This window comes from Segatella copri (assembly GCF_026015295.1).
GTDB classification, from domain to species: Bacteria; Bacteroidota; Bacteroidia; order Bacteroidales; family Bacteroidaceae; genus Prevotella; species Prevotella copri_C.
The window spans coordinates 2,532,848-2,549,524 of the sequence record NZ_JAPDUW010000001.1 but is presented as its reverse complement, the minus strand read 5'-3'; the positions used below and the strand labels follow the sequence as shown (position 1 = coordinate 2,549,524).

At 42.1% G+C, this 16,677-nt stretch carries 14 protein-coding genes; 4 read left to right on the top strand and 10 right to left on the bottom strand.

The genetic code is table 11. The features are described 5' to 3' along the window. Positions 1-10: 10 nt before the first annotated feature. Together ONT18_RS10900 and crcB are read right to left on the bottom strand one after the other, a co-directional pair. Positions 11-619 (bottom strand): DUF6621 family protein, encoded by a 609-nt coding sequence (locus ONT18_RS10900; RefSeq protein ID WP_264905554.1) that lies wholly within the window; start codon positions 617-619, stop codon positions 11-13. A 224-nt stretch (positions 620-843) separates the two neighbouring features. Beyond that, positions 844-1,224: a fluoride efflux transporter CrcB gene (crcB, locus tag ONT18_RS10895; RefSeq protein ID WP_117693339.1), complete on the bottom strand. Its 381-nt coding sequence runs from the start codon at positions 1,222-1,224 to the stop codon at positions 844-846. Positions 1,225-2,456: 1,232 nt separating this feature from the next. Here crcB and ONT18_RS10890 point away from each other — a divergent pair. The 3 genes from ONT18_RS10890 (at position 2,457) to ONT18_RS10880 (ending at position 8,060) form a co-directional block, all read left to right on the top strand. Then, on the top strand, positions 2,457-4,631 hold the full coding sequence (locus tag ONT18_RS10890) for a TonB-dependent receptor (protein WP_264905551.1): 2,175 nt from the start codon (positions 2,457-2,459) through the stop codon (positions 4,629-4,631). A gap of 13 nt (positions 4,632-4,644) precedes the next feature. Next, positions 4,645-7,806 (top strand): glycoside hydrolase family 2 TIM barrel-domain containing protein, encoded by a 3,162-nt coding sequence (locus ONT18_RS10885; RefSeq protein WP_264905550.1) that lies wholly within the window; start codon positions 4,645-4,647, stop codon positions 7,804-7,806. 68 nt (positions 7,807-7,874) lie between these two features. Then, positions 7,875-8,060, top strand: a complete 186-nt coding sequence (locus ONT18_RS10880) for a hypothetical protein (RefSeq protein ID WP_264905548.1) — start codon at positions 7,875-7,877, stop codon at positions 8,058-8,060. 256 nt (positions 8,061-8,316) lie between these two features. Here the strand turns inward: ONT18_RS10880 and ONT18_RS10875 are convergent, their stop codons facing one another. From ONT18_RS10875 to ONT18_RS10840, 8 genes are all read right to left on the bottom strand, one after another. Then, positions 8,317-9,132, bottom strand: a complete 816-nt coding sequence (locus tag ONT18_RS10875; RefSeq protein ID WP_264905546.1) for a hypothetical protein — start codon at positions 9,130-9,132, stop codon at positions 8,317-8,319. A gap of 1,383 nt (positions 9,133-10,515) precedes the next feature. Further along, a complete protein-coding gene (locus ONT18_RS10870; RefSeq protein WP_264905544.1) occupies positions 10,516-10,731 on the bottom strand; it encodes a DUF3791 domain-containing protein in 216 nt (71 codons plus the stop codon). 31 nt (positions 10,732-10,762) lie between these two features. Further along, positions 10,763-10,978 carry a DUF3791 domain-containing protein gene (locus ONT18_RS10865; RefSeq protein ID WP_153082927.1) on the bottom strand — a complete coding sequence of 72 codons (216 nt, stop codon included), beginning with the start codon at positions 10,976-10,978 and terminating at the stop codon, positions 10,763-10,765. A 58-nt stretch (positions 10,979-11,036) separates the two neighbouring features. Continuing rightward, positions 11,037-11,864, bottom strand: a complete 828-nt coding sequence (locus ONT18_RS10860; protein ID WP_264905541.1) for an ADP-ribosylglycohydrolase family protein — start codon at positions 11,862-11,864, stop codon at positions 11,037-11,039. Positions 11,865-11,886: 22 nt separating this feature from the next. After that, positions 11,887-12,285: an A1S_2505 family phage non-structural protein gene (locus ONT18_RS10855; protein WP_264905539.1), complete on the bottom strand. Its 399-nt coding sequence runs from the start codon at positions 12,283-12,285 to the stop codon at positions 11,887-11,889. A 68-nt stretch (positions 12,286-12,353) separates the two neighbouring features. Then, entirely contained in the window at positions 12,354-13,538 is a 1,185-nt protein-coding gene (locus ONT18_RS10850; RefSeq protein WP_264905538.1) for a DUF3810 domain-containing protein, read from the bottom strand. Positions 13,539-13,997: 459 nt separating this feature from the next. Further along, positions 13,998-14,696 (bottom strand): M15 family metallopeptidase, encoded by a 699-nt coding sequence (locus ONT18_RS10845; protein ID WP_119238004.1) that lies wholly within the window; start codon positions 14,694-14,696, stop codon positions 13,998-14,000. 11 nt (positions 14,697-14,707) lie between these two features. Further along, entirely contained in the window at positions 14,708-15,184 is a 477-nt protein-coding gene (locus tag ONT18_RS10840) for an Lrp/AsnC family transcriptional regulator (RefSeq protein WP_117695577.1), read from the bottom strand. Between the two features lie 223 nt (positions 15,185-15,407). Here ONT18_RS10840 and ONT18_RS10835 point away from each other — a divergent pair, with 223 nt between their 5' ends. After that, on the top strand, positions 15,408-16,538 hold the full coding sequence (locus ONT18_RS10835) for a 5-methyltetrahydropteroyltriglutamate--homocysteine S-methyltransferase (RefSeq protein ID WP_264905534.1): 1,131 nt from the start codon (positions 15,408-15,410) through the stop codon (positions 16,536-16,538). Positions 16,539-16,677: the final 139 nt, after the last annotated feature.

Below are 16,677 nucleotides of genomic sequence, written 5' to 3'. Positions count from 1 at the left end.
TGTTTAATGTTTACTTTATCTCATTTGCCGAAATTCCCAGGGCATTCATGAGCGAATATCCGAGAATCTCCTGTCTGAAGTTGCCGCCTGGCATGGGCTGCATGGCAAAGAGGGTGATGCGCTTGTCGTCGTCATCTACCTTGCGGAGTATCTCGCGGAGTCGGTCGTAAGCATCTCCATCCTCAGAATTTGGGATTACCATCACTCGCTTCACCTCCTTGGCGTTGCATACGGTGCGTGCCACATCTACGAGGAAGTCATCCTTGCCTACCATCTTCTCCTCTGTAGGATAAGAAGAGATGATGAATTCTCCGAGCTTACCATCCTTGAAAGCCTGAGCGTTCAGATCCTTCTCATAGTTGGCAGGGCGGAAGTTCTTCATCGCCATCGACTGCTTGTCGTGGATAAGCACAACCTGTGTCTCGTGCTCGCCCTCTCTCAGACCTCCGTCAAGGGCAATGCAGACTGCCCATTGTGCCATATCGGCTGGTTGGATGCGACGGTTAATCATTCGTTCAAAGTTGACTATCAGGTCGAAAGCCACTCGGTCGATATAGTCGGCATCAGCGATAATTACATTCTCGCTCCATTTTATATTGTTTGTATCTAATGTATTCATTGGTGCAAAAATTAAGCAAACGAGCATGATGAAAGCTTGCTTTCAAATTGTCGAATGCAGATTATTTCTGCAAATTTACGAATAAATTTCGTAATTAAGGCATTTTGGAAATATAAAATAATAAAAAAGATAGTATTTTCATCATTTCTTCATTTGATGGAATACTATCTTCAGTATTTTATGTGATAATCCGGGCTCTTCTTCTTTCTGTTCTCCGAAGTCTTTTATGCGATAATCTTCGCCAGATAATGTCCGGCGAGAACGGCGATAAGTCCCAGCGCCAGACTTCCGAAGAGATAGAGCATCATATAGAGGTAGTTTTCCTCCTTCATCAATCCTGCTCCCTCGTTCATAAAGGTAGAGAAGGTAGTGAATCCTCCGCAGAATCCCGTGGTGAGCAGCAGTTTGGCAGATGGCGACATCCATCCCCCTTCCCGCCAGTTCAATCCCGAGAGGAACCCGATGATGAGGCATCCCGCCACATTCACCGCCATCGTGCCGAATGGAAAGGCAATCACCGTGCAGGATTGCACCAACTTTGAAATCCAATATCTCATGCCGCCCCCGAAGAAACTGCCAATGCTTACTATCAATACTTCTTTCATCTCCTTATTTATAATGTATAATATATAATAACTTGTATGATATTTCCTTGTATATACTATCAGCCTTGCCGCTATTCTCTTTGAGTATGTTCTGCAATTCTTTCGAACGGCTTTTCAGTCCGTGCTAACTGATAGAACAATCTTAAGTTTGTTCCTCTCGGACAGAAAAGCCGCATAATCCTTTACATATCATTTCTCAAAATATGTGCCAATGGCTATGATAGGGATGTTTTCCATCCATTCTTGGTCTACATATCCTTTTGTATATCTTTCTTTTCATAACTAACTGGAATTTAAATATTTCTGTTGCAAAGATACACTTTTTCGATGATAAAAACAAGAAAATTACACACTTTTTCGATGATAACGAATGTTAAATCATACATTTTTTCGAGGATAAGGTGGTAAAAAAGCGGAACTGGCTGCATTGGGCCGAAAAATACAGCTTGAACTTGCGCCGTAGGTTGAGAAAAAGAGCAAAGAAGAAAACAAAGATGCAACAAATAACGTAAAAACAGATGTTACTTCTAAAGGGTTACGGATTAAAGATCCGTGCCAACAAGTAAGAATATATTGAAATCTGATAAACACTTTGGTTATTATCGTTAAAGTTTGATAATATTATTTTTTTTTTTTTGATTTTTAAAATTTGAGTCTTACCTTTGCAATCGTTTTCACGCCTTACCTTAATTGACGAATGCCGAGTGAGAAAGACGGGAAGGACAAGCATATTGGAAATGGCGTTTACAAGCGCACTTGGTTATACACACACTTGAATTCTATATAATATCTAAATAATATCAAATCAGGATCAGAAATACAAGGCAGTTATAGACCGCCCAATAAGATATAAAAATAGTTAACTTATTATCAACTACACCAGAATAGTTCCATTAGTAGAATATAACGTATAGTAAAATTTCATAATTATCTTAGAGGTAACAAAGTGTATTCCACTACAGGTTTGTATGGGATGTTTTAGGAGTTCAGGACTGTTTGACTGAGTAGCTCGTACTGCACCAACGCCGTTTCCCTTATGTATGTGTTCAGTAGTTTATTTGGTCCGTATAGGTGCAACGGACATAAAGCGTAATTGCATGTATGGTTGAAATAAATCCATTATGTATTTAGCGCTATTAATTTTTTAAGTCATGAGAAGAGAACTTTTGCTCTTATCTTGTTGCGTGGTCATCCCAAGCATTTGTAGTGCTCAAGAGAAGTCAGACACTACAATGGTAGAAAAGAAAGCAGAACGCAATGTGATGCTCAATGCATCCGATGCCAATGCACCTCGTTACATTCAGATAGGTCTTCCAAGTGAAGATGTAAATGTGTACGAGAACGGATTACCTGTCGTTTATTCTTCTTACATCCATCCTCTATCTGCTCATTGGAGAAGTGACGGAAGCTTGGCTGAAGTAGGATTGATGAACCCGCAGGAATCAGCCATAGCTACAGGAAACATCGCTTATTCAGTAAACAGTTTCAGCGACTTAGGCAGTGATACGTTCAAGGGTATTTTGAATTACAAAGGCAACCATTATGGTATGCATCAGTTTGATTTGAACGTTTCAGGACCTCTGGCTAAAGGCTGGACTTATGCCTTGAATATGTATCAGAACTTTGATCCGGGAACCTTTGACTTGAAGTTTACCAACTATAATGACCGTACCCAGATTTATAAGGGTGCCCTGACAAAGCATTGGGGAAACAGAGGTCAGTTGTCTTTCCTCTACAAGTTCTCAAACAGTCAGCGTATGGGTACCGTAACCTGTTTTGCACCATTTATCTATCACACTAATGGTGATGTGACAGAATTGGATGGCTTTAAATTGGGTACATCTTCATACGTTCCAGCTTCTCAGAACTTCATGTACCGTGATATGAAGACAGGTGAAGTGAAAAACACTACTATCAATGATTGGAACAAAAACAAATCTCACGAATTTGCTGTATTATTCAAATGGGATTTAGGTAATGCATGGAACTTGGATACAAAGGCTAAATATACCTGGGCTGATGCTAACTATGCCGACTTTGGCGGCAGTTCCATCATGAATGTCAAAGATGGAAAGGTTGAGGGTAATACGAATACGTATTATGACAAGAATGGAAAGCTTTATACAGGTATGATGGATGGTCGAAGAATCTGGTTTCATACTGCAAAGGCAAAATCTTTCCTTCTCACCTCTGAGGTGATGAGAAACTATGGCCAGCATAATCTTAAAATAGGTCTCAACGAGTGGAACTTTGACTTAAACTACTGGTCTGCGTCAACACAATGGGATGCCACTGTAAATGAATATCCAGAGTTTCTGTCACATTCCACGGTTTCAGACCCGACTGCAAGAACAACTTATTATGGGTTCAATGAGATATCTACAGACTATGCTATCGGTAATGAGAACAAGTTTGCAGGATATTTCACAGACGAATGGCGTCCTATTGAAAGCCTTCGTTTCTTCTATGGCGCACGCTTAGAGTGGTGTCGTATGTCAGTAGACCAGTTGCCTTATGCACGATTTGCAGACATGTATGTCGGTGCAACCAATGCAGATGGTGTAACCATTACACCACAGCACAGAACAAAGAATAAGCTCAATTATGCATTTACAGTTTCGGCTACATGGTCCTTTTATAAAGGTATGGGACTCACCGCTGACTTCACTCAAATGGAACGCTCTCCTCGCATGACAGATTATGCCAATATGGGACCACAGGACCTGCGTCTCCGCATTCCATTGCTCCGTGGTGGTATATACTATCGCAATAAGTGGATTGATGTTACATCAATGATAACCTGGATTCAGAAGACGAACAATACAGACCAGCAGGATATAACCAAACCTGGCACTAGTATTTCAAAGACAACATCATTAAATTATAGCATTCAGACTGTTGGATGGACAACCAATGTGGAACTTGATCCATTCAAGGGTGCGCATCTTCATGCCCTCTTTACTTATCAGAAACCAACATACAAGGACTATTCTGTGACAGTAAAGTTTGATGATGGTGAGACCGCAGACTTAAACGCCACTGGTAACATTGTCAAGGAAATACCACAGATACTGATTGAACTTGACCCAAGTTATACCTTTTACAAGGATAAGATGACTGTATGGGGCAGTTTCAGATATTTTGGAAAAACGTATGCTAACCTTTCAAATGCCCTTTGGTTTAACGGCCATTGGGAAACTTTCGCAGGTGTGAAATGGAATGCTACCAACAAATTATCATTCAACCTTGGTGTAGTCAACTTCCTGAACCAAAAAGGTGCCAGCGGTACAATATCCGGCTCAGAGCTTATTGGTCCGGAAGAAGCCAAGCGATTCAATGGCTACGTAATGTCCGGACGCTATCTTCGTCCTTTCACTGTTGAGTTTGGAGCAAGTGTAAAACTATAAATACCTATTGATTATGAATAAATTATGCAATTTTATGGTACTTTTTATGGCTTTGTCAGGTAATGTATATGCCCAGAAGACAGAACCATGGAATGACCCTTTGGTGAACAACATCAATCGTAACGAGCCTGTTTCTGATTTCTTCGGCTATGAGAATAAGGAACTGTCTGACAGAAATGACAAGAAGCTTTCAAAGAGATTCTTGTCTATTGAAGGAATTTGGAAATTCAATTGGGTGCAGAATGCCAATGAGCGTCCTTTAGATTTCTATTCTCTCAATCTTGATGATTCTAATTGGGGTAAGATGCCAATTCCTGGATGTTGGGAGTTGAATGGCTATAGCGTGCCAGTCTATACCAACTATAGATATGAGTGGGAAAATGAATGGGAATCAAATCCTCCTTATGTGCAGGATCTTGGCAACTATGTCGGATCTTACCGACGTAAGATTGTTATTCCTGAGAATTGGAATGGTGACAATATAATACTGCACATCGGCGAATTTTCCAGCAATATCAACCTATATGTAAATGGAAAGTTTGTTGGCTATGCTGAAGACAATAAGGTTGCTGCGGAATTTGACATCACTAAATATGTAGAACCAGGAAAAGAGAATCTGATAGCTATGCAGCTGATGAGATGGTGCGATGGCTCTTATTTTGAGGATCAGGACTATTGGAGACTTCGCGGTATTGCCAGAGAGAACTATATCTATGCTCAGCCGAAGTCACATATTAAGGACTTGAACGTAACCTCTTCCTTGTCCGATAATTATAAAGACGGTATCTTTGCCATTCATTTTTCTACAGAATCATGTGATGGAAAGAATGTTCTGGTAGAATTGATAGACAAGAAAACTGGCAATACGGTTTTTGAAAGAAAGCAACAGTTACAGGGTGGCAGTTCAACAGTAGAGTCAACCATTCAGAATGTAGCCAAATGGACAGCAGAAACACCGAATTTGTACACACTCAGAGCGACACTGATGGATGGAGATAAAGTATTGGAAGTCATTCGCCAAAATGTCGGTTTTAGAAAGATCGAGATCAAGGGAAAACAGCTCTTGGTAAATGGACAGCCTGTTCTTATCAAGGGTGTGAACCGTCATGAGATAGATCCTGATGGAGGATATGTTGTCAGTGTTGAGAACATGATTCGTGACATAAAGGTTGCCAAGCAATTAAACATCAATGCTATACGTACCAGCCACTATCCAAATGATCCACGCTGGTATGATTTGTGTGATGAATATGGTATTTATGTCATGGCTGAGGCAAATCTGGAAAGCCACGGAATGGGATTTGGTAAAGAGACTCTGGCTAAAAATGAGTTGTTCAACAAGACACACATTGAGCGTAACATGCACAATGTGAAGGTTCTCAAAAACCATCCTTGTATCATTATGTGGAGTCTTGGTAATGAAGCAGGTTATGGTAAGAACTTTGAGGATGCCTACGATTGGGTAAAGGCATATGATAGTTCTCGTCCAGTACAATACGAAATGGCATGTTCAACAGGCAAGCATGATGAAACCCGTCCTGTTGAGTCATACGAGTTGGCTGGTCTGAAGGCTGGCAAGACTGACATTTTCTGTCCTATGTATGCTGATTACGACAGTTGTAGAGCATATTTGGAAAAGGACTATTGTGACAAACCTCTTCTTCAGCAGGAGTATGCCCATGCCATGGGTAATTCTATGGGTGGATTCAAGCAGTATTGGGATTTGGTCCGTCAGTATCCTCAGTATCAGGGTGGTTTTATCTGGGATTTTGTTGATCAGGGTCTGCGCGACAAGAGCAAGATAACTGGTAATCAGATCTATGCCTATGGCGGTGATTATGGTCGTTTCCCTATGTCTGACGAGAACTTCAACAACAATGGCTTGGTTAGTCCGGACAGAAGACCAAATCCTCATGCTTATGAAGTGAAATACTTCCATCAGAACATCTGGAGCAAACTTGAGAACAAGGTCAAGGGTACAGTCTCTGTATTCAACGAGAACTTCTTTGTTCCGTTGAATAACGTAAATCTCGTATATTCAATAGAGGTAGAGGGTAAAAGTATGGCAAATGGTTTAATCAACCTTGGCAAATACAATATTCTTCCTCAGACAAGCAAGACCATTGCTATTCCTGGATATGCAAAGATAGTTGCAGACAAGAAGTACAGAGGAAAGGAAAAGACACTGACTCTTTCGTACAAATTGAACAGTGATTCGCTTCTTCTAAGTAAGGATGAAGAAATCGCCCACCAGCAGTTTGTGATTAGCGACTATAAGTTCCCTGTATTGAATTCCTCTGAAACAGCCAAAGTAAAGGCTGTAGATCATGCCAAGTATCTCGTTCTTTCAGCCAATGGTGTGGATGTTACCATCAGTAAGGCAACAGGACTTGTTTCTTATTTGGATGTTGACAAAACACCTATGCTTGTAAGAGGATTTGATTTGACTCCAGACTTCTGGAGAGCATGCACAGACAACGATTTTGGTTCACATATGCCTACATTAAGTGCAGCATGGAATAAGCCAAGTATGGAACTGAAGAATTTTACCCGTAAGGAGAATGGTTCTGTTGTTGCCGAGTTGTATCTCAAAGAAACAGAGTCTACACTGACTCTTACCTATACATTGAATAATAATGGAGAACTGACTGTTGAACAAGATCTGAAGGTAAATCCTGATGCGGAGAACAAGCCAAATCTTCTGCGCTATGGAATGGAATTGCAGATGCCTAAGGAGTTTGATAGAGTTGAATTCTACGGAAAGGGTCCTAACGAGAATTATGCAGACCGTAACAATTCCGACAGATTGGGCATTTTTACCCAGTTGGTAAAGGATCAGTATTATCCATACGTCCGTCCACAGGAGTCTGGCAACAAGACGCAGGTAAGATATTGGAAGGTTCTGACAAAAGACAATAAAGGTCTGGAGTTTTTCTCCAATGAGCCAATGGAGTGTTCAAGCCTGAACTATCTGACTTCAGATCTTTACCGCGGACCGGTAAAGAACCAAGAACATTCTGGAGACCTCGTACCACGAGACTTTACCTCTGTACACATTAGTCAGAGACAGATGGGATTGGGATGTATCGATACATGGGGCTCATTACCTATTGAGAAATATATGCTTCCTTATCAGGACTATGCATTCAAATTTGTGATTCGTCCTGTAAGATAACCAAATAGTCCTCACTCTGAGAAATATCTCGACTTTTGCTCCAGGAGTATATACTTTTAGGACTGCGTGTGAAAGCATTCACTGTATATTATTTTGAGGGCAAGAACTGGGTAAAGCTCAGTCAAAAGGAAGAGACAACCACAATCGGTTACAAGCGTATCCTACGATTTGACAAGGTAAAGACCAATGGTCTTCGCATTGTATTCGATGATGCCAAGGGTACACCATGTATTAATAATGTTGCAGCTTTCTAACATTATATAAAACTATTCATTTTTGTCCGCAATTCCAAGAATTTGGTTTTGCGGACATTTTGTTATTATACAGGAAATGGCTTTGTAAAACGCTTATTTTCTAATGCTGCACAAAAGGATTCTTTCTTGACTATGAAGGCAAAATACGGGATGACGGAGTCGGTTCGATGGGATAAAGGAGTCAACTCTATAGGTTGATGCAAGCGTCTTCTTGAATTCTTTAATCATAGCCTATATAGCTATTCTTGCAATGTCTTTATTCTTTTATAAATTCAACTTCTGTTGTTAAAGTTCGTGTGCCACCAGCCTTTAGTTCTGGTGTGTTTATTCGGATGTCGCAATCTATGACATAAACCACTCCATCAATGCCACGAAAAACATTCTCGTTGTGCATATCACTTAGGTATATATCTGGTGTGGAGTATGTCCAATTTCTGGGATTCACCAGTTTAAATCCAATACGTTCCGTATACTCTTCAATGTCTTCTTCGGTCATTTGGCTACCTTGAAAGAAAGTTTGGGTAACAATAATCATAAAGTCACCCATAGAGTTTCTACCGAATCCCAATACAAACATCTTGGTTTGTTCAAAGTAAGCATTGTGTAACGAAATTCTGTCCAAAGCAAAAATTGGCTGTATGAAATAGTCAAGGCCGATTACTTTTAGTACAGAATTACCGTTATCATATACAATAGCTTCACCGCCTTGCGCTAATTTATCGCCCAAGGTTTGGTTGTATACGCTAGTGTCATCTACCCAGCATCCTGTCTTTTTAGCCCAGCATTCTATGCGTTTTTCTTGGACCTTTCCAAGTTGCTGTTCTCTTTTGAAACTGTGTTCTGGCGCAGTGAGTTGATCTGTGCCAACTTCTGCTCCCGCGAGTAAGGATGCAATAACATGTATTGTTCCCCCTTTAACGCAGCCAAGCTGCTCTGACGGTGAAAATCGTTTATATAAGATCTTTCCAGTACTGAATTGTTCTGCATAATCATCTAATTTTGCTAGACCTTCAGATGTAAATCCTTCATTGATTATGTCACTGATGGACATCCAAAAATCATGGTTTGTCATATTTACTTGTTTTAATTGCCGCAAAAATACGGTTTTTCTTTGGTAACACCAAATTATTTGGGCTTTATTTCGCATTTCCCTGCAAATTGTTTCAATACATCTTTCATTTCCCGTTGTCCTTGAAATTACATGGCGATGTAGGAATCTCTGCGTCGGGACGTAGGAAAGATTACGTCGCCATGTAGTAAAGTCTACATCGGGACGTAATTTTTGGGGTATCTATAAGGTATTGTATCAGATTCTTTTTAGATTTAGCGTCGAGTTTATACGCACACGAGAAAAGTTTTTTTATGAAAAAAGTCTCAAAGTATCATCTTTTGGGTTAAGTAATGGTATAAATAACTGATGTATAATAATATACAAGAATGATACTTTTCGGATTACTTTACAAAAAGTATCATCGAAGTATCATGAAATTGCCATAGAAGTATCATCAAACCATCATCAAACCATCACAAAATCGTCATAAAGCATCATGCATAATATCGAAGCCGCCGACTTGTGAGAAGTGCCCAAAAATCGTTCGGTACTTTGGGTACTCGATGCCTACTATATGGGCAATGAGTGCCCGTTACTTGTTCTCTCAATGCCCGACACTTGGTCCCTGAGTGCCCACTTGATGGTCTCTTACAGACCGCTTAATGGTCTCTTACAGATCACTTTATGTGCTTTTATTCCTAATTCTGGTTGTCAATCTTTTCTCTTATTCCTAGTTTGTATTGACATTCTTTACATTCTGAAAAAGTAGACGCTATTAATTTTATAAAACTGGAATAGTAGATATTTCTTTTTAGCCTTTTAATTTACCTCAAAGCCGAAATTTATGATACTTCTTGCGATTTTATGATACTTCGATGAGACTTTTCTGTAAAATATTTCGAAAGTCTCATTTTTGTATGTCGCAAAGTATCAGGTGCTTAGAATGTTATTTTCTCTAAATAATGATACTTTGATACTTTTCTCACAAAAAAACTTTTATGTGCAGGAAATAAATGTGGAGAAAAGGCAGAAGCTGAGTGCTATTGTGACCACGATTTCTGATAAGCAGTATTAAAGCGATTAACTTCCTGGAGAAGGTTGTAGATAGGGTTGATTTAGCAGAATGAGTCGGTTCTACTGGATGACGGAGTCGGCTCGATGGGATAAAGGAGTCGACTCTATAGGTTGATGCAAGCGTCTTCGTGAGTTGAAAGACATTACTCCTCGGGTTCCAGAAGATACCTTCTCAGCAGTTGCCACTAGGCTCAGCAGGTCTGCCGAGCCTAGTCGGCAGGTCTGCTGACTGCAGTCAGCAGCTTTGCTGAGCCTAGTTGCTACACTTTATTCTAGCCGATATTTCTCTCATATCTTTCGACAGAATAAGCTGTAGTGTGAATTAGGAATCTATGCAATTTTATTTTTCCACTCTTCTTTTACTAAATTCGCCAAATATCCATCGCTTCTGCAATGCATATCAGCAATGCCTTCATTCATCATTTGATAAATAGAAGAAGTATAAAAGAAATCTAGAGCATCTTCCAACGTAATGCCTGTTTGCTCTGCAAAGATAGGTACTATGTGAGCATATTTCATTTGGAGTATTGTCTTGTTTGCTTCCATGAAAGTCCCTCCTTATATTATTTCATCTGACTTATTTCAATGCTCCTCGTTTCTTTAACAAGTTAATCAAATCGTCCATGATGTATTCCTTGCCGAAAGTATGGAGCACATCATAGCAGGGTATCATGTAGCCATTTAAGATATCTGTTGACCGTAACATCTTATATACCTTACTGGCACTCATGTTCAATCGGTCGGCTAAGTTGCCAACGCAATAGGTTACGAAATCCAATTGATATTCTTGCATAATCTTACTTTTTTATATGTATGGGGCAAAGTTAAGACTTTTCTTTGGTAACACCAAATTATTTGGGCTTTATTTCGCATTTCCCTGCAAATTGTTTCAATACATCTCTCATATCATCCGGAAGATAAGAGATTGCCTTCTCTTTTATTTCTTGCGGAATACCGAAGCGGGCTTCGGCGATGGAGCCAACGATAGCTCCGATGGTATCGCTATCGCCGCCATGAGATATGGCTAGGCGGATGGCATCCTCGAAGGATGAGGCTTGCGAGAGGAGATAGAAAGATAATGGCACGGCATCCATGCTGGTTTCGTCGAACTTGCCCTTCGGATAATCTCGCGTTTCGAAATCTTCGTAGTAGCTGCGGGCAATTTCCCTGAAGGCTTTCATTGCCTTATCATCAGATTTTTTAGAATTCTTATCTTTACACTCCTTAGATTCTTCTGAGAATCTGCTCTTGCGGAAATGCCAGATGGCATGAGCCACGGCTTTGGCTCCCTTGATTCCTTCGGGGTGGTTATGAGTAGGAAGAGCCGTTTTCTCTGCCTCTTCCAAAACCTGCGACAGGTCATCGAATAGCCAAGCCACCGGCGATACTCGCATTGCCGAACCATTGCCAAAACTATTATATGGCTGCGGATCAAGAGAACGAATCCACCCTGCGAATCTTCCGCCATACGCTCCTTTTGGAGAAGGATAGCGGCGGCACCAATCCAGCAGGCTTTCCTGATAGCTTCGCCCGTTCAATATCGCATCAGCTATCGCTACCGTACAGATGGTATCATCGGTGAAGTCGCATCCTTCGCCGAACATCTCGAAATCATAATCAAACGTATTGTTGAACTCATATTTTGAGCCAGCAATATCTCCTATTATTGCTCCTAACATAAACTGCTAATAATCTATAACTTTATTCTATCACCTCCCAGAAACTCTCCGGCAGGCTGATGTTCTTCATCTCCTTTGCCTTCTCGAACAATGGGGCGATGTCTTCGGCTTCGAAGCCGGCGATGCCGCAACCTATTGGGGTTACCAGGAAATGCTTCTCGGGATGTCGCTTGGCATAGGCGATGAATCTATCCACGTATGGACGGATGGTTTCCACGCCGCCCTGCATCGTAGGGATGGCATAACTCTGCCCCTGCAAGCCTACGCCCTGTCCCATGACGGCACCGAAATGCAGGTGGGCAATGCGGGCTGCTCCACCACCATGCATGCCAGCCAGATTGCTGCCAAACACAAAAATCTCGTTCTCCTTCAATGAATCAATCCAGCTAGGAGTGATTCTTCCCTTCTTCATATCTTCCATATTCTTCTTATTATTAAATATGTTATTGCTATTATCAGTCGCTTCCTCGCAGCGCATGCATTCGGACATCATTTCTTCTTCTGGTTCTGGGCATTCTTCTCTACAGTTTCCTGCTTGTTCTCCCAAGCCAGAATCAGACCGATGACGCCGGCATAGCTCTTTCTGCCGCCTTCTACATGGTTGCCTCTCAGATAGAGTTCGAAGAAGAAATCCTGGGCAGCATCCAGTGCCTTGCATCTTTTGTTCTGCCAGTATTGGCGGTCGCTTTTCAGTAGCCTGATTATCTCAGGACGGATATATTTCAGATATTTCTCACCCTCCTTTTCGCCGAGAATGTCGAATACATTATATAATACATGGGGCAGAATGTGGTAATATCCGCTGAATTTCACCGCCTTATCCTGTGATGCCGTACAGACGAGATAACTGTAGAAATTTGCCTCTCCTTCGTTAGCAATGCCCAGGAAATGAGCAAATTCATGGGCATAGGTAGCAGGATAATCGTGTGCAAGAATATCGCCGTTCAGCGTAAATTCGCAGAAGAATGGTCCCATGCTGCCGGTTACACCCGACATCGAACTGATGGGCGTAAACACCATCGTCTTGGCATGCGGATGCTGGTTGAAAGGCGGATTGATGCCCTCCCGATAGCCTATCTTGTTATATTCCTTCAGAACCGCATCCCGCACCCGATTCTTCAGTTTATCATCCACAATACAATTGAATTTTTCACTCTTCCCTCTCCGTTCTTCACTCAAAAGGTTGAGGCTGTCAGCATACTGGTAGGCAAATTTCCGGAACTTCTCTTCCGAAACCTCAGCAGGCTGCATGCCTACTCTATAATAGATAACAGGCTGCGAATAGTTCAGTCCCCAAGCTGCATAAAACCATACATATACCCACAGCAGATATTCAATTACCCTTCCGAAAACCGCCTTTTTCTTCGCATAGCCGCCGCTCTTGGCAGCAAGAAAGATAAACCGACGGGCGAGTTTCTTCCGTAATCCCATCTCGTAGATAGGATAGAGGACGACCCAGGCGATGCTGAGAGCAATGAAAATATCGCCCACGGCAAAGGGAAAGATGCCTGAGATGGGCGAAAGAAGGCTGCCGATAACGGGATAAACATGGTAGGTGTAGATAGCTCCCCAGAGAGGAATCATCTTGGTAAGGGTGACGAGGATGAGCAACAGCAGCAGTACCCAGTGGCGCCACTTCATTCTGTCGAGTCGTAAAGTATGTAATATCTTCATCTTGTTTCTTGTTTTTTATCTTGCATGGCTCTTGAACAGAGCTGTTTTTTTTGCACTTTTTGCCCCTGATGTGCAGAGATGGTGCAAAAATACAAAAGTTTTCTGAAATATTGACATCAGAAATCTGTTTTTTTACTAATTTTGCCATATTAAAAGTTGAACATAATAAATAGAGGAGGAGTTATCATGAAACAGACACTGGAATCATTCGAGGCTATGAACCTTGAATATGAGAACCTCTATAATGAGGACGATGAACGTAGAGAATATAATTCTGTCTGGTACAGCTAGTTACAATGTATTATAAAAAGGCTGTAACAGGTGAATTAAATTAGTGTTACATATAAAAAAGATCGTTAGGATAATAAAAGACTATGCCATAGTTACTAAAGAAATGATGTAACATAGGCATAGTCTTTTTTTATGTCCTTTCCTTGCTGGCTGTTCTTTCCTGCATTTCTATTTTTCGAAGTGCTGGTAATCCTTGCTGTGTTTCCAGTCACCTCCCCATCGGAATCCTTTTGCCTTGAAAAGCCGGTAGCAGAGGTCGCCTTTCTTAATCATGTAAGCGTGGTTCTTGCTGCGGTCCAGATAGGGGCGGGCGGTGGCAGGTTCCACCACTTCCTTGCCGTTCTTCAGTCGTTTGTGGTAAGGATTGTAGAGGGTGTTGATGTCTACGGCCAGTCCCCTTCCGTGCTTCGATACCGTATGGGTATGTGAGATGAAGCGGAAGTTGAAGCTGGAGGAGTTGTTGGCTCTCATCGCCCTTTCGTCGTCGGCATCCCAGTAGTCAATGAGTCTCATCCGTTCTATCGGATATTTTGCCTCGTAGAGCTTTTTCAGAATATCGAGCACATCTGTGGCTATCGCCCTGTTCACCACCATTTCTCCTACGATGTTTCTGCCGTCCTTGTCTACGTGCAGGCATCTTATGTATCTCAGTTCGCTTCTTGCCACGGTACAGTTCTTCTTGTATGTCTTGCCCTGCATCAGGCGGAAGATATCATCAGGAATAGTGGAGATGGAGAAGAAATGCTTCTCGCCCAGTTTTCTGATGGTTTGAGAACTGACGTTTTCTCCAGGCTGCTGTGCCTTGGATGGGAGGCAGAAAAGTCCGGAAATAAACAGGCATATCATCAATATATTTTTTGCTTTCATCACGTTTCTCCTTATTTTGCTACGGGAATATAATGCGAATCCTTGATTTCACCTATCACGATGATGCTGTGCAGACTTCCTATGCAGTCGATGTTTCCCAGGGTGTTGAGCATGAAGTCCTGATAGGCTTTCATATCCCGGGCGTATACCTTGATCTGGAAGTCATAATCGCCGGTGGTGTTGTAGCACTCCGTTATCTGGTCGATGGTCTGCACGGTATCCATGAATTGCTGAATCAGGTCATGGGTATGCTGCTTGAGCCGGATATTGCAGAGCACAATCACGTTGTGCCCCAACTTGTGATGGTCTACGATGGCTCCATATCGCTGGATGTATCCCTCGCGTTCCAGTCGCTTCTGTCGTTCGAAGGTGGGAGAAGGGGAGAGGTGTACTCTTGCGGCAAGTTCCTTTACGGTGAGTCGGGAGTTCTGCTGCAGTAACTTCAGTATTCTGATGTCTGTTTCATCAAGTTTTTCTTCTGTTGTCATTGTTCCTTTATTACTGATTTTATTCATTTTTGCAGAATAATATTCTGCTGATTTGCTTAATTCGCTGCAAAGATAGTATATTTTTCTGAATTATAGAGAATATTTGGCAAATAAAATTCTTCTTCTTACCTTTGCACCCGCAATTCCGGATGCAAAGCGTCATTCATCGGTAATGACAGGATAAAGAGTCATTCACATCAAATAATAATAAGGAGATAAAAATATGAGCAACGTAAGAAATATACATTTTGAGGCAGTGGGCAGCTATTTGCGCCCTGCAGAGTTGAAGGAAGCAAGAGCTAAGTTTGCTGATGGACAGATTTCTGCCACCGACCTTCGCGCCGTAGAAGACCGGCTGATTACTGAGGTCATCAGTCAGCAGAAGGCGCATCGCCTGCCTTATATCACCGATGGCGAGTTCCGCCGCAGCTATTGGCATCTCGACTTTATGTGGGGATTCAATGGCGTGGAGCATATCGAACTGGAGCATGGCTACCAGTTCCATGGCGAGGAGACAACCAAGGGTTCTATCCAACTGATTGGCAAGATTACCGGCGAGAATCATCCTTTTATCAAGGATTTCCTGTTTGTGAAGCAGTTTGAAGAGTTGGATGCCAATGGCGAATATATCTTCGAGGCAAAGCAGACGGTTCCTGCTCCGGCACAGTTTCTTGCCGAACTGTTCCGTGGCAAGAATGCCGAGAATACCCGCAAGTTCTATCCTAACACTACCCAGCTGATTGAGGATATTGCTCAGGCTTACCGCACCTTCTTCCAGGAGATTTATGCAGCCGGTTGCCGTACCGTCCAGCTGGATGACTGCACCTGGGGAATGATTGTGGATAGCGATTACTGGAAGGCTAAGGTGGGCACAGGTTTCACCCTTGAGCAGGAAGCCCTGCAATATCTGAAGGTGAACAATCTTGCCATCGAGGGCAAACCGGAGGGGTTGACCATCAACACCCACGTATGCCGTGGCAATTATCATTCCTGCTATGCCACCAAGGGTGCCTACGATGCCGTGGCTCCTTATCTCTTCGCTCATGAGAAGGTAGATACCTTCTATCTGGAGTATGACGATGAGCGTTCGGGTGGTTTCGAGCCGTTGAAGTATGTGGCTGATGGCAAAAAGGTGGTTCTGGGTTTGGTAACCTCTAAATCTCCTGTGCTGGAGGATAAGGCTACGGTCATCGCCCGCATCCGAGAAGCAGCCAGGTATATCCCCCTCGATCGGCTCAGTCTCAGTCCTCAATGCGGCTTCGCCTCTTGCGAGATTGGTAATAAACTGACCGATGCTGAGCAGTGGGCAAAGATAGATTTGGTTAGAGAGATTTCCGAGGAAGTTTGGGGATAATGATATATTCAAGGAGAAGATGTGTTGTCTGTCATGGCTGCACATCTTCTCTTTTTTTATTTACTTTTTATCAAAAATGTTTGGTGTTTTCATGAATTACTAGTAACTTTGCACCCCGAAAATTAAAAACATCATTCAT